The organism is Streptomyces sp. NPDC033165 (assembly GCF_055577965.1).
The window spans coordinates 48,509-61,422 of sequence record NZ_JBVIPK010000004.1 but is presented as its reverse complement, the minus strand read 5'-3'; the positions used below and the strand labels follow the sequence as shown (position 1 = coordinate 61,422).

Below are 12,914 nucleotides of genomic sequence, written 5' to 3'. Positions count from 1 at the left end.
CAGTCACGGCGGCGTCGCTCACTTGTCCGCCCCCTCGGGTGCTTCGGTGCCTGCCGTGTCCTCGACGGCCCCCTCGTCCTCGGCCGGCTCGACGGGCTCGTAGACCAGCACCGCCCGGTTGTCGGGGCGCAGGGCCGCCCGCGCCGCCTCGCGCACCTCCTCCGCGGTGATGTCCAGGACTCGTCCCACGGCGCTCAGGGCGAGCTGCGGGTCGCCGAACAGGACCGCGTAGCGGCACAGTTCGTCGGCGCGGCCCGCGACCGTCCCCAGGCGGTCCAGCCACTCGCGCTCCAACTGGGCCTGCGCGCGCTCCATCTCCTCCGGGGTGGGCCCCTCGGCGGCGAACCGGGCCAGCTCCTCGTCGACCGCGGCCTCGATCTGCTCCACCTCGACCCCGCCGGAGGTCTTCACATCCAGCCAGCCCAGCGAGGGCGCACCGGCGAGCCGCAGCAGCCCGAAGCCTGCCGCCACCGCCGTACGGTCGCGGCGGACCAGGCGGTTGTGCAGGCGGGAGGACTCGCCGCCGCCGAGCACGGTCAGCGCCAGGTCGGCCGCGTCACAGGCGCGGGTGCCGTCGTGCGGGAGGCGGTAGGCGGCCATCAGGGCACGCGCCGGGACCTCCTCGTGGACGACTTCGCGCAGCTGCTCGCCGATGATCTCGGGCAGGGTGCCGTCGCGCGGCGGCTGCTTGCCGTCGTGGGACGGGATGGAGCCGAAGTACTTCTCGACCCAGGCGAGGGTCTGCTCGGGGTCGATGTCCCCGACGATGGAGAGCACCGCGTTGTTGGGCGCGTAGTACGTACGGAAGAACGCGCGGGCGTCCTCCAGGGTGGCCGCGTCCAGGTCGGCCATGGAGCCGATCGGGGTGTGGTGGTACGGGTGGCCCTCGGGGTAGGCGAGGGCGGTGAGCTTCTCGAACGCGGTGCCGTAGGGCACGTTGTCGTAACGCTGGCGCCGTTCGTTCTTGACGACGTCGCGCTGGTTCTCCATGGACTCCTCGTCGAGCGCGGCGAGGAGGGAGCCCATACGGTCGGCTTCCAGCCAGAGGGCCAGCTCCACCTGGTGGGTGGGCATGGTCTCGAAGTAGTTGGTCCGCTCGAAGCTGGTCGTCCCGTTGAGCGAGCCGCCGGCCCCCTGGACGAGCTCGAAGTGGCCGTTCCCCTTGACCTGGCCCGAGCCCTGGAACATCAGGTGCTCGAAGAGGTGAGCCAGACCGGTGCGTCCCTTGACCTCGTGGCGCGAACCGACGTCGTACCAGAGGCAGACCGCGGCGACCGGGGTCAGATGGTCCTCGGAGAGCACCACACGCAGGCCGTTGGCCAGGCGGTGCTCGGTCGCTGTCAAGCCGCCGGAGCCGGCCTGTGCGGTGGCCGTGTGACCCATGGGCATGTACGTCCCTTCGATCGCGATACTGGACTTCCTGACCGGTACTTCCTGCCAGACCTGCCACTCTAAGCAAGCGCACCGGCACCTGGCGAAGTTCCCGTTCCGCGGAAGTTTCCGTCGATGGTGCCTCAGGCCGCGCCGCCTCGGACCGCTTCGGACGGGTCGAGGTCCGCGTTGTCGGTGCGGCGGTCCACAATGGTCCGCATCAGTACCCCAGGTTGTCCGATCAGAATCCGTGTATCCGAGAAGGAGTCGCAGCCGCGATGGCCCGCCGTAGCATGAAGACCCCGCCGCCGGACGACTTCGAGGAGAAGATCCTCGACATCGACGTCGTCGACGAAATGCAGGGCTCCTTCCTTGAGTACGCGTACTCGGTGATCTACTCCAGGGCCCTGCCCGACGCCCGCGACGGCATGAAGCCGGTGCACCGGCGCATCGTCTCCCAGATGAACGAGATGGGGCTGCGCCCCGACCGCGGCTATGTGAAGTGCGCCCGCGTCGTCGGCGAGGTCATGGGCAAGCTGCACCCCCACGGCGACGCGTCGATCTACGACGCCCTGGTGCGGATGGCGCAGCCCTTCTCGATGCGGCTGCCCCTGGTCGACGGCCACGGCAACTTCGGCTCCCTCGGCAACGACGACCCGCCGGCCGCCATGCGGTACACCGAGTGCCGGATGGCCGACGCCACGTCGTTGATGACCGAGGCGATCGACGAGAACACCGTCGATTTCCAGTCGAACTACGACGGTCAGGAGCGCGAGCCGGTCGTCCTCCCGGCGGCCTACCCCAACCTCCTGGTCAACGGGGTGTCCGGGATCGCCGTGGGCATGGCGACCAACATGCCCCCGCACAACCTGGGCGAGGTCATCGCCGCCGCCCGGCACCTGATCAAGCACCCGGGCGCCGACGTCGAGACGCTGATGCGTTTCGTCCCCGGCCCCGACCTGCCCACCGGCGGCCGGATCGTCGGCCTGTCCGGCATCAAGGACGCGTACACCGCGGGCCGCGGCACGTTCAAGATCCGTGCCACCGTCTCCGTGGAGAACGTGACGGCCCGCCGCAAGGGTCTCGTCGTCACCGAACTGCCCTTCACCGTCGGCCCGGAGAAGGTGATCGCCAAGATCAAGGACCTCGTCTCGGCGAAGAAGCTCCAGGGCATCGCGGACGTGAAGGACCTCACCGACCGGGCGCACGGACTGCGCCTGGTCATCGAGGTGAAGAACGGCTTCGTGCCGGAAGCGGTGCTGGAGCAGCTCTACAAGCTGACGCCGATGGAGGAGTCCTTCGGCATCAACAACGTGGCGCTGGTCGACGGCCAGCCCCTCACCCTCGGGCTCAAGGAGCTGCTGGAGGTCTATCTCGACCACCGCTTCGAGGTCGTGCGCCGCCGCAGCGAGTTCCGCCGCACCAAGCGCCGCGACCGGCTGCACTTGGTCGAGGGGCTCATCGTCGCGCTGCTCGACATCGACGAGGTCATCCGGATCATCCGGGACAGCGACAACTCGGCGCAGGCGAAGGAGCGCCTGATGGCGCACTTCTCGCTGAGCGAGATCCAGACGCAGTACATCCTGGACACCCCGCTGCGCCGGCTCACCCGCTTCGACCGGATCGAGCTGGAGAGCGAGCGGGACAAGCTCAACAGCGAGATCGAGGCGCTGACCGCGATCCTGGAGTCGGACGCGGAGCTGCGCAAGCTGGTCTCCTCGGAGCTGGCCGCCGTGGCGAAGAAGTTCGGCACGGACCGGCGCACGGTGCTGCTGGAGTCGGCCGGTTCGCAGATCGCCTCCGTGCCGCTGGAGGTGGCGGACGACCCGTGCCGGGTGCTGCTCTCCTCGACGGGCCTGCTGGCCCGCACGGCGAACGCGGAGCCGGTGGAGATCTCCGAGGACGCCCGGCGGACCAGGCACGACGTGATCGTGTCGGCGGTGGCGGCGACGGCGCGCGGCGACGTCGGGGCGGTGACCTCCACCGGGCGGCTGCTGCGGCTCTCGGTGATCGACCTGCCGCAGCTGCCGGACACCCACGCGGAGCCGAATCTCTCGGGCGGCGCGCAGATCTCCGAGTTCCTCACGCTGGAGGCGGACGAGGAGCTGATCTGCCTCACCACCCTCGACGAGGCCTCGCCGGGCTTGGCGATCGGCACGCTCCAGGGTGTGGTGAAGCGCGTCGTGCCGGACTATCCGGCCAACAAGGACGAGCTGGAGGTCATCACCCTCAAGGACGGTGACCGCATCGTGGGCGCGACCGAGCTGCGTACGGGCGAGGAGGACCTGGTCTTCATCACCTCCGACGCCCAGCTCCTGCGCTACCCGGCGGGCTCCGTGCGGCCGCAGGGCCGGGCCGCCGGAGGCATGGCGGGCGTCAAGCTGGGGGCCGGGGCCGAGGTGCTGTCCTTCACGGCGGTGGACCCGGCGGCGGACGCGGTCGTGTTCACGGTGGCCGGTTCGCACGGCACGCTCGACGACTCGGTGCTGACGTGCAAGCTCACCCCGTTCGACCAGTATCCGCGCAAGGGCCGGGCGACCGGCGGGGTGCGCTGCCAGCGGTTCCTGAAGGGTGAGGACGTCCTGGTCTTCGCCTGGGCGGGCGCCACCCCGGCGAGGGCCGCCCAGAAGAACGGCTCCCCGGCGAAGCTGCCGGAGCCGGACCCGAGGCGCGACGGTTCGGGCACGCCGCTGCTCCAGCCGGTGGCCGTGATCGCGGGTCCCCCGCTGTAGGCCCCTCTTCGTACGGTGGGAAGCGGCCCGGGGGTGTCACACCTCCGCGGCCGCTTCTCGCACGTCCACGGGATCGGAAGCGTCCGGTACGTCCACGGGGTCCGGCTCCTGGTGTACGTACCGGAGCACGCCCCACATGCCGCGTTCGGCGTCAGAGGTGTCCAGGCCATCGGCCAGGGCCTGCTCCGGGTTCTCGACCCGGCAGGCGGCCAGCCCCCTGCGGAGCGCCTCGGCGTCGATACCCGCGCCGATCATGACGAGCTGGGTGAGCCGCTGTTCGCCGCGCGCCCACGGCTGCGGCACGAACCGGAGGAACCGGCCGACCGCGTGCAGCGCGTACTTGTTGTCCCGGTCGCCGGCGCCGAAGTCCGCGAACCCCTTGATCCGGTAGAGGCCTTCGGGCCGGGAGTCCAGGAACGCGATGAAGCGGCGCGGGTCCATGGGGACGTCCGAGGTGAACTCGACGCTCTCGTACGCCGCGTGGAGGTGGCCGGCGTGGCCCTCATGCCCCTCGCACTCCTCCTCCCGCAGCAGATCCTCGAAGGTCAGCTGACGGATCTTCTCCTCGCCGTCGGGCCGCAGCGCGGGGTCGAAGAGCAGCTCGGGATCGATGCGGCCGTGCTCGGCGGAGATCACGGCGGCGGGCCCGCTCAGCGCCGCGACCCGCTCGCGCAGCTCCTCGTGTTCCGTCGCACCGATCCGGTCGGTCTTGTTCAGGACGACGAGGTCCGCGACGGTGAGATGACGGTCGAGCTCGGGGTGGCGCTCCCGGGTGCGGTCGAACTCCGCCGCGTCCACGACCTCGACGAGACCTCCGTACAGGATGTGCGGGTTGTCGCTGGCCAGCAGCATACGGACGAGTTCCTGGGGTTCGGCCAGGCCGCTCGCCTCGATGACGATCACGTCCAGCCGGGCGGAGGGCCGGGTGAGCGTCTCCAGGAAGGTGTCGAGTTCGCTCGCGTCGACCGCGCAGCACAGGCAGCCGTTGCCCAGCGAGACCGTCGAGCCGACCTGCCCCGAGACGGTCATGGCGTCGATCTCGATGGCCCCGAAGTCGTTGACGATCACACCGATCCGGGTGCCCGCCCGGTTGCGGAGGAGGTGGTTGAGGAGCGTGGTCTTGCCGGAGCCGAGGAAGCCCGCCAGGACGACGACCGGGATCTGCGGGATACGGGGCGGGGTCAACGGGAGAGCCTTCCTGGGTTTCGTCGGTTTCGTCGGTTTCTTCGTCCGGGCGCGGAGGCCGGTCCGCCGCACATCAGCGACGGATCTCCGGGAATTCCCGCGCGGCGGCCGGGCGGTGGAGCCGCGCACCACCAGCTCCGGTTCAAAGAGCAGCTCGTCCGAGGGTACGGTCCGGCCGCCGATCTGCGCCGAGAGCAGCTCCACGGCTGCCCGCCCCATGGCCTCGATGGGCTGGCGCACGGTGGTCAGGGCGGCTCGGTGCAGTTCATGAAGGCCGAGTCGTCGTTGCCCACGACCGACACGTCTCCGAGCACGGAGAGCCCGCGGCGGCGGGCGGCGCGCACGGCGCCCAGCGCGAGCGGGTCGCCGGCGCAGATGATGCCGGTGACGCCCCCGGTCCAGGAGGCGCGTCGCGGCGGCCTGGCCGCCCTCCAGCGAGAACATCGCCCGGGCCACCCACTCGTCCGGCACGCTGGTGCCCGCCTCCTCGGCGAGCGCCCGGGCCGCGGCCAGCTTGCGCCGCGAGGGCACGTGGCCCGAGGGACCGAGGACCGGCCCGACCAGCCGGGCCCGTTCGCCGCGCAGCTGGGTCGGGCGCTCGTATCCGAGGACGTCCAGCGCCGAGAGAACGGCCTGCCCGGTGGCGTCGGAGACGCCCGGCATACCGTGAGAGACGCCGGTGGGCAAGGGGGTACGCCCGTCGAATGCGGGGCCCGGCCTCCGCCTGCCCCTCGGATTTCTGCCGCGCCGATTCGGCCTCTACCGTTCGTACGATGAACGCCCCACCGACCCCTGGCCGGGGACCGCTCCGGTTCGGCTGGCCGCAGCGGGTCTTCTCCCAGGTGCTGCTGATGCAGCTGGCCATCATCACCGGTGTCACCGTCCTGGTCACCGGCCTGTTCCTGGCCCCCCTGAGCGCGCAGCTGGACGACCAGGCGATGCGCCGCGCGCTGGCCATCGCCCAGAGCACGGCCGCCCAGCCGGGGACCGCCGAGGGCCTGAGCACCACGGATCCGTCGGAGCGGGGGCGTGTGCAGCGGGCCGCCGAGCGGGTCAGACGGGCCACCGGCGCGGAGTACGTCGTCGTCATGGACCGGCGGGGCGTGCGCTGGTCGCATCCCGAGGCCCGGCGGATCGGGGAGGTCGTCTCCACCGACCCCGGTGACGCGCTGCGCGGCCGCGAGGTGATGGAGATCGACAGCGGGACCCTCGGCCGCTCGGCGCGGGGCAAGGTGCCGCTGTTCGGCCCCTCCGGCGAGGTGGTCGGCGCGGTGTCGGTCGGCATCGAGTACGACAGCGTCCGCGCCCGCCTCCTCGGGGCGATCCCGGGGCTGCTCGCGTACGCGGGCACCGCCCTGGCCGTGGGCGCCCTCGCCGCGTACCTGATCTCCCGCCGTCTGCAACGGCAGACCCATGACCTGGCGTTCTCCGACATCTCCGCGCTGCTGGCCGAACGCGAGGCGATGCTGCACGGCATCCGCGAGGGCGTCGTCGCGCTCGACGGGACCGGACGCATCCGGCTGCTCAACGACGAGGCGCAGCGGCTGCTCGGCCTCGGCCCGGAGGCGGCGGGGCGGCCGCTGGACGAAGTGCTGCACGGCGGCCGGACCGCGGACGTGCTGGCCGGGCGCGTGGTCGGCGACGATCTGCTGGCGGTACGGGGCAGCCGTGTGCTGCTGGCCAACCGGATGTCCACGGACGACGGCGGAGCCGTGGTCACCCTGCGCGACCGGACCGAGCTGGAGCGCCTCGGCCGGGAACTCGACTCCACCACCGGGCTGATCGACGCCCTGCGCGCCCAGGACCATGAGCACGCGAACCGGCTGCACACCCTGCTCGGGCTGCTGGAGCTGGAGATGCACGAGGACGCGATGGAGTTCGTCACGGAGGCGGTGGGCGTTCACCGGGCGACGGCGGAGCAGGTCACCGAAAGGGTCCGGGACCCGTTGCTGGCGGCCCTGCTCGTCGGCAAGACCACGGTCGCCGCCGAGCGCGGCGTCTCGCTGCGGGTGGCGCCCGGCACGCTCCTCCCGGACCGGGTGATCGACCCCCGGGGCCTGGTCACGGTGGTCGGCAACCTCGTCGACAACGCCACGGACGCGGCAGCCGGATCGGACGGGGCGAGGATCGAGGTCGGGCTGCGCGCCGAGGGCCGTACGGTAGTGCTGCGGGTGCACGACAGCGGCCCCGGCATCCCGCCGGAGCGGCATACGTCGATCTTCACCGAGGGCTGGTCCACCAAGGACGTCCCGGCACACGGCAAACGCGGCCTGGGGCTCGCCCTCGTACGGCGGCTGGCGGAGCGGCAGGGAGGCAGTGTGACGGTCTCCGGGGCCGAGGAGGGCGGCGCGGTGTTCACCGTCGTACTCCCGGAGGCACTGGCCGAACCGGAACCCGGGCCGACGGCTCCGGGCACGACCGCCCGCACAGCCACGACGGGAGAGAACCGGTGATCCAGGTGCTGATCGTGGACGACGACGTCCGGGTGGCACAGATCAACGCGGCGTACGTCGCCAAGGTCCCCGGGTTCCGGGTGACCGCGCGGGCCCACTCGGCCGCCGAGGCGCTGGCCGGGGTCGAGGAGGTCCCGGTGGACCTCATCCTGCTGGACCACTACCTCCCCGACCGCAACGGACTCGCCGTCGTACGGGAACTGCGCCGCCTCGGCCGTCAGGTCGACGTGATCATGGTGACCGCCGCGCGCGATGTGGCCACCGTGCAGGACGCGATGCGGCACGGCGCGCTCCAGTACCTGGTGAAGCCGTTCACGTACGCGGGCCTGCGCTCCAAGCTGGAGGCGTACGCGGCCCTGCGGCAGGCGCTCGACGGGGGTGGGGAGGCCGAACAGGCTGAGGTCGACCGGCTGTTCGGCGCACTGTGGGCGGCGGGCGAGCCGGACCTCCCCAAGGGCCACTCCCCCACCACCGCGGGACTCGTGAGGCAGGCCCTGCGCGGCGCCGATGGTCCGCTCTCGGCTCAGGAGATCGCGGACAGCGCCGGAATGAGCCGGCAGACGGCCCAGCGCTATCTGAAACTGCTGGAGCGCACCGGCAAGGTCCGGCTGACGCTTCGCTACGGCGAGACAGGCCGCCCGGAACACCGCTACGCCTGGTGCGCGAGCTGAAGCCCCTCCCTGGGCTGCGGGTTGTGCCCTGCCCCGGCGGCGTAGACCGGGGGGCCGGGCCCGCCCGGCCCCGCGCTACGCCGCGCCCGCCCCCGTCAGCGCCCGGACCTCCGCCTCGGCGTGCTTGGCCGCGTCCGGCTTCTCGCGCGAGGTGACCGTACCGAGCCAGCCCGCCAGGAAGCCGAGCGGGATGGAGACGAGGCCCGGATTCTCCAGCGGGAAGAGCTGGAAGTCGGCTCCGGGGAACAGGGACGTGGGGCTGCCCGAGACGACGGGCGAGACCAGGACCAGGACGACCGCCGGGACCAGGCCCCCGTACACCGCCCAGACCGCGCCCCGGGTGGTGAAGTTGCGCCAGAACAGGGAGTAGAGCAGGGCCGGGAGGTTCGCCGACGCGGCCACGGCGAAGGCGAGGCCCACCAGGAAGGCGACGTTCAGATCCTGGGCGAGCAGGCCGAGGCCGATCGCCACCACGCCGATGACCGCGGCGGCCACGCGTGCCACGGCCACCTCGCCGTACTGCTTGCGCCCCGGGCGGTGGAGCGAGGCGTAGAGGTCATGGGCGACGGAAGCGGAGGAGGCGAGCGTGATCCCGGCGACGACGGCCAGGATCGTGGCGAAGGCGATGGCGGCGACCACGGCGAAGAGAACCGTTCCTCCGGTGGAACCCTCGCCTCCGCCCAGGTTCAGGGCGAGCAGCGGGACGGCGGTGTTGCCGGCCCCGTTCGAGGCGCGGACCTCGGCGGAGCCGACGAGGGCGGCGGCGCCGAACCCGAGCACGATCGTCATCAGGTAGAAGCTGCCGATGAGGCCGATGGACCAGACCACCGACCGGCGGGCGGCGCGGGCGGTCGGCACGGTGTAGAAGCGCGACAGGATGTGCGGCAGCCCCGCCGTGCCGAGGACCAGGGCGACGCCCAGGCTGATGAAGTCGAAGCGGGAGGTCCAGTCGCCGCCGTAGCGGAGGCCCGGGGCGAGGAAGTCCTTGCCGTGGCCGCTGCGTTCGGCGGCGGTGTTCAGCAGGCTGTTGATGTCACCGCGGAAGTGGACCAGGACGAGGACCGTAAGGGTGACGGCCCCGGCCATCAGCAGGACCGCCTTGACGATCTGGATCCAGGTGGTGGCACGCATACCGCCGAACGACACGTAGACCACCATGAGTGCGCCGACGCCGACGACCGTCCAGGACCGGGCCGTGCCACTCGTCCCGCCGAGCAGCAGGGCCACCAGGGAGCCCGCGCCGACCATCTGGGCGACGAGGTAGAGCACGGAGACGGTGACGGACGAGGTGCCGAGCGCGGTGCGCACCGGGCGCTCCGCCATCCGCGCGGCGACGACGTCGGCGATGGTGAACCGGCCGCAGTTGCGGACCAGTTCGGCGACGAGCAGCAGGACCACCAGCCAGGCGACGAGGAAGCCGACGGAGTAGAGCATGCCGTCGTAACCGAAGAGTGCGATCAGGCCGGAGATCCCGAGGAAGGAGGCCGCCGACATGTAGTCGCCCGCGATGGCGAATCCGTTCTCCATGGGCGAGAACAGCCGTCCGCCGGCGTAGAACTCCTCGGCGGAGCCCTGCCGGTTGCGGCTGACCCAGGTGGTGATGAAGAGCGTCACCGCGACGAACGCGCTGAACAGGAGCAGGGCCAGTGTCTGGTGGTCGCCTCTCAACGTACGGGCCCTCCCGTCATCTCCTGGCCCAGACCGCTGGCCGTGTTCTGTCCGAGGCCCCTCGTCATCTCCTGGGTGTCCCACCGCAGGTCGAGTGCGGCCCGGTCCCTGCGGAGCCGCGCGTGCCGTGCGTACGCCCAGGTCAGCAGGAAGGTGGTGAGGAACTGGCCGAACCCAGCCACCATCGCCACATTGACCGCGCCGGCGACCGGGCGGGCCATCAGCTCGGGCGCACTGGTCGCGGCGACGACGTAGGCGAGATACCAGAGGAGGAAGGCGAGGGCGGCGGGCACCACGAAGCGGCGGTAGCGGCGGCGCACCTCGCGGAAGGCGGCGCTGCGGTGCACCTCCAGATAGATGTCGGCCGCGCTGGGGGCCGCATCCGGCCCCGCCGCGCCGTCCTCGTCGCCCCAGCCCGAGACCGGCACGTCGTCCCACGGGTCGTCGAGCCGCACTCCTGCGGCCTCCGGCCCTGCTTCCTTCTCCACCGAGCAACTCCCCTGGTCCGCGGACCTTTTCGGCCACATACCCAACCATGGGCCGTTCGGGAAGATCCCCGGCGCGCCATTCGCCCGGCTTCACCCCTTCAGGTGACAGAAGTCCCGGACGGCTGCGCGAACCCCGGGAACGCGCCCGGCCCCCGCCCCGGTGGTCCGGGAGCGGGGGCCGGGCGGGCCCACGAGGGTCAGGCGTCGATGCGCGAGCGGTCCAGGGTGGCCGCCGAGCTGGTGATGAACTCCTTGCGGGGCGCGACCTCGTTGCCCATCAGCAGGTCGAAGACCTGCTCGGAGGATTCCAGGTCCCCGATGTTGATGCGCCGCAGGGTGCGGTGGCGCGGGTCCATCGTCGTCTCGGCCAGCTGGTCGGCGTCCATCTCGCCCAGGCCCTTGTAGCGCTGGATCGATTCCTTGATCCGGACGTTCTTGCGCTGGAACTCCAGGAGGGTCTGGCGCAGCTCGCTGTCGGAGTAGGTGTAGACGTACTTGTCCTGGCCCTTCTTGGGCTGGACCAGCTCGATCCGGTGGAGCGGCGGCACCGCGGCGAAGACCCGTCCGGCCTCGACCATCGGGCGCATGTAGCGCTGGAAGAGGGTCAGCAGCAGGCAGCGGATGTGGGCGCCGTCGACATCGGCGTCCACCAGCAGGACGATCTTCCCGTAGCGGGCGGCGTCGAGGTCGAAGGTCCGCCCGGACCCGGCTCCTATGACCTGGATGATCGCACCGCACTCGGCGTTCTTGAGCATGTCCGATACGGACGACTTCTGTACGTTGAGGATCTTTCCGCGGATCGGCAGCAGCGCCTGGAACTCGCTGTTCCGGGCCAGCTTGGCGGTGCCGAGCGCCGAGTCGCCCTCGACGATGAAGAGCTCGCTGCGCTCGACGTCGTCGCTGCGGCAGTCGGCGAGCTTGGCGGGCAGCGAGGAGGATTCCAGCGCGGTCTTGCGGCGCTGGGCGTCCTTGTGCTGCCGGGCCGCGATCCGGGTGCGGGCGGCGGCGACCGCCTTCTCCAGGACCGCCCTGGCCTGGGCCTTGGCATCCCGCTTGGTGGAGGTCAGGAAGGCCTTGAGCTCCTTGGCGACGACGTTGGCCACGATCCGGTTGGCCGCCGAGGTGCCGAGCACCTCCTTGGTCTGCCCCTCGAACTGCGGCTCCGCCAGCCGTACGGTGACGACGGCCGTGAGCCCTTCGAGGGCGTCGTCCTTGACGACGTCGTCCTCGGCGACCCGCAGCATCTTCGCGGAGCGCAGCGTCTCGTTCACCGTCTTGGTGAGGGAGCGCTCGAAGCCGCTGACGTGGGTGCCGCCCTTGGGGGTGGCGATGATGTTGACGAAGGACCGGACGGTGGTGTCGTAGCCGGTGCCCCAGCGCAGCGCGATGTCGACGCCGAGCTCGCGGGTGACCTCGGTGGCGGTCATGTGGCCGAGGTCGTCGAGGACGGGAACGGTCTCCTTGAAGGTGCCCGTGCCGGTCAGCCGCTGGACGTCGCAGACGGCCTTGTCCTGGGCGAGGTACTCGCAGAACTCGCTGATGCCGCCGTCGAAACGGAACGTCTCCTCGGTCTTGCCCTCGCCGTCGAGCCCCCGCTCGTCGCGGACGATGATCGTGAGGCCGGGGACGAGGAAGGCCGTCTGGCGGGCCCGCTGGTAGAGCGTCTCCAGGTTGAGCTTGGCGTCCTTGAGGAAGATCTGGCGGTCCGCCCAATACCGCACCCGGGTACCCGTGCGGGTCTTGGGGACGCGCTTGCCCTTGCGCAGGCCGTTGGCCGGGTCGAACGGGCTGTCCGGCCCCTGCTCGGTGAACATGCCGGGGACGCCGCGCCGGAAGCTGATGGAGTGGGTCGCGCTGTTGCGGTCGACCTCGACGTCCAGACGGGCGGAGAGTGCGTTGACCACGGAGGCGCCGACACCGTGGAGGCCCCCGGAGGCCGCGTAGGAGCCGCCGCCGAACTTGCCTCCGGCGTGCAGCTTGGTCATGACGACCTCGATGCCGGAGAGCCCGGTCTTGGGCTCGACGTCGACCGGGATGCCGCGGCCGTTGTCCCGGACCTCCACGGAGGCGTCGTCGTGGAGGATGACCTCGATCTGGTCGCAGTAGCCGCCCAGCGCCTCGTCGACGGAGTTGTCGATGATCTCCCAGAGGCAGTGCATGAGACCGCGGCTGTCGGTGGACCCGATGTACATCCCGGGGCGCTTGCGGACGGCCTCCAGCCCTTCGAGGACGAGGAGGTGCCGCGCGGTGTAGTTGGAGCTGTCCCGGTCGCCGCCTGCTGCGGCCAGCATCGCGGTGGACGGCACGGACGTTTCGGCGGTCACGCGGTTCGCTCCTCGCTGAATT

The 12,914-nt window shown here is 71.3% G+C and carries 8 protein-coding genes and 1 pseudogene; 3 read left to right on the top strand and 6 right to left on the bottom strand.

The features are described from left to right. Positions 1 to 18: 18 nt before the first annotated feature. Positions 19 to 1,383: a M16 family metallopeptidase gene (locus tag ACZ5WC_RS11490; protein ID WP_468540968.1), complete on the bottom strand. Its 1,365-nt coding sequence runs from the start codon at positions 1,381 to 1,383 to the stop codon at positions 19 to 21. 266 nt (positions 1,384 to 1,649) lie between these two features. Between ACZ5WC_RS11490 and ACZ5WC_RS11485 the strand changes: the two genes are divergently transcribed. After that, complete coding sequence (locus ACZ5WC_RS11485; RefSeq protein ID WP_468540596.1) at positions 1,650 to 4,103, top strand: DNA gyrase/topoisomerase IV subunit A; 2,454 nt, start codon at positions 1,650 to 1,652, stop codon at positions 4,101 to 4,103. A 36-nt stretch (positions 4,104 to 4,139) separates the two neighbouring features. On the opposite strand, the gene ACZ5WC_RS11480 is transcribed toward ACZ5WC_RS11485, so the two are convergent. Together ACZ5WC_RS11480 and ACZ5WC_RS11475 are read right to left on the bottom strand one after the other, a co-directional pair. Next, the gene (locus ACZ5WC_RS11480) at positions 4,140 to 5,288 is read right to left on the bottom strand and encodes a CobW family GTP-binding protein (RefSeq protein WP_468540967.1); all 1,149 of its coding nucleotides are present in this window, start codon (positions 5,286 to 5,288) and stop codon (positions 4,140 to 4,142) included. A gap of 174 nt (positions 5,289 to 5,462) precedes the next feature. Further along, positions 5,463 to 5,665, bottom strand: a pseudogene (locus ACZ5WC_RS11475) (substrate-binding domain-containing protein); the annotation flags it as partial. Between the two features lie 396 nt (positions 5,666 to 6,061). On the opposite strand from ACZ5WC_RS11475, the gene ACZ5WC_RS11470 reads away from it, so the two are divergent. Together ACZ5WC_RS11470 and ACZ5WC_RS11465 are read left to right on the top strand one after the other, a co-directional pair. Beyond that, entirely contained in the window at positions 6,062 to 7,741 is a 1,680-nt protein-coding gene (locus ACZ5WC_RS11470; RefSeq protein WP_468540595.1) for an ATP-binding protein, read from the top strand. Then, on the top strand, positions 7,738 to 8,412 hold the full coding sequence (locus tag ACZ5WC_RS11465; RefSeq protein ID WP_468540594.1) for a response regulator: 675 nt from the start codon (positions 7,738 to 7,740) through the stop codon (positions 8,410 to 8,412). The genes ACZ5WC_RS11470 and ACZ5WC_RS11465 overlap by 4 nt, the downstream gene beginning before the upstream one ends. A 75-nt stretch (positions 8,413 to 8,487) precedes the next feature. Here the strand turns inward: ACZ5WC_RS11465 and ACZ5WC_RS11460 are convergent, their stop codons facing one another. The 3 genes from ACZ5WC_RS11460 to ACZ5WC_RS11450 all read right to left on the bottom strand — a co-directional run bounded on the left by ACZ5WC_RS11460 (position 8,488) and on the right by ACZ5WC_RS11450 (position 12,892). Beyond that, positions 8,488 to 10,080 carry a solute symporter family protein gene (locus tag ACZ5WC_RS11460; RefSeq protein WP_468540593.1) on the bottom strand — a complete coding sequence of 531 codons (1,593 nt, stop codon included), beginning with the start codon at positions 10,078 to 10,080 and terminating at the stop codon, positions 8,488 to 8,490. Next, the gene (locus ACZ5WC_RS11455; protein ID WP_468540966.1) at positions 10,077 to 10,535 is read right to left on the bottom strand and encodes a DUF485 domain-containing protein; all 459 of its coding nucleotides are present in this window, start codon (positions 10,533 to 10,535) and stop codon (positions 10,077 to 10,079) included. Before ACZ5WC_RS11455 ends, ACZ5WC_RS11460 begins: the two co-directional genes overlap by 4 nt. 230 nt (positions 10,536 to 10,765) lie before the next feature. Continuing rightward, the gene (locus ACZ5WC_RS11450; protein ID WP_468540592.1) at positions 10,766 to 12,892 is read right to left on the bottom strand and encodes a DNA gyrase/topoisomerase IV subunit B; all 2,127 of its coding nucleotides are present in this window, start codon (positions 12,890 to 12,892) and stop codon (positions 10,766 to 10,768) included. Positions 12,893 to 12,914: the final 22 nt, after the last annotated feature.

Coding starts and splice junctions, on each gene's coding strand:
- ACZ5WC_RS11490 (WP_468540968.1), bottom strand. CDS start 1,383: ATGGGTCACACGGCCACCGCACAGGCCGGCTCCGGCGGCTTGACAGCG.
- ACZ5WC_RS11485 (WP_468540596.1), top strand. CDS start 1,650: ATGGCCCGCCGTAGCATGAAGACCCCGCCGCCGGACGACTTCGAGGAG.
- ACZ5WC_RS11470 (WP_468540595.1), top strand. CDS start 6,062: ATGAACGCCCCACCGACCCCTGGCCGGGGACCGCTCCGGTTCGGCTGG.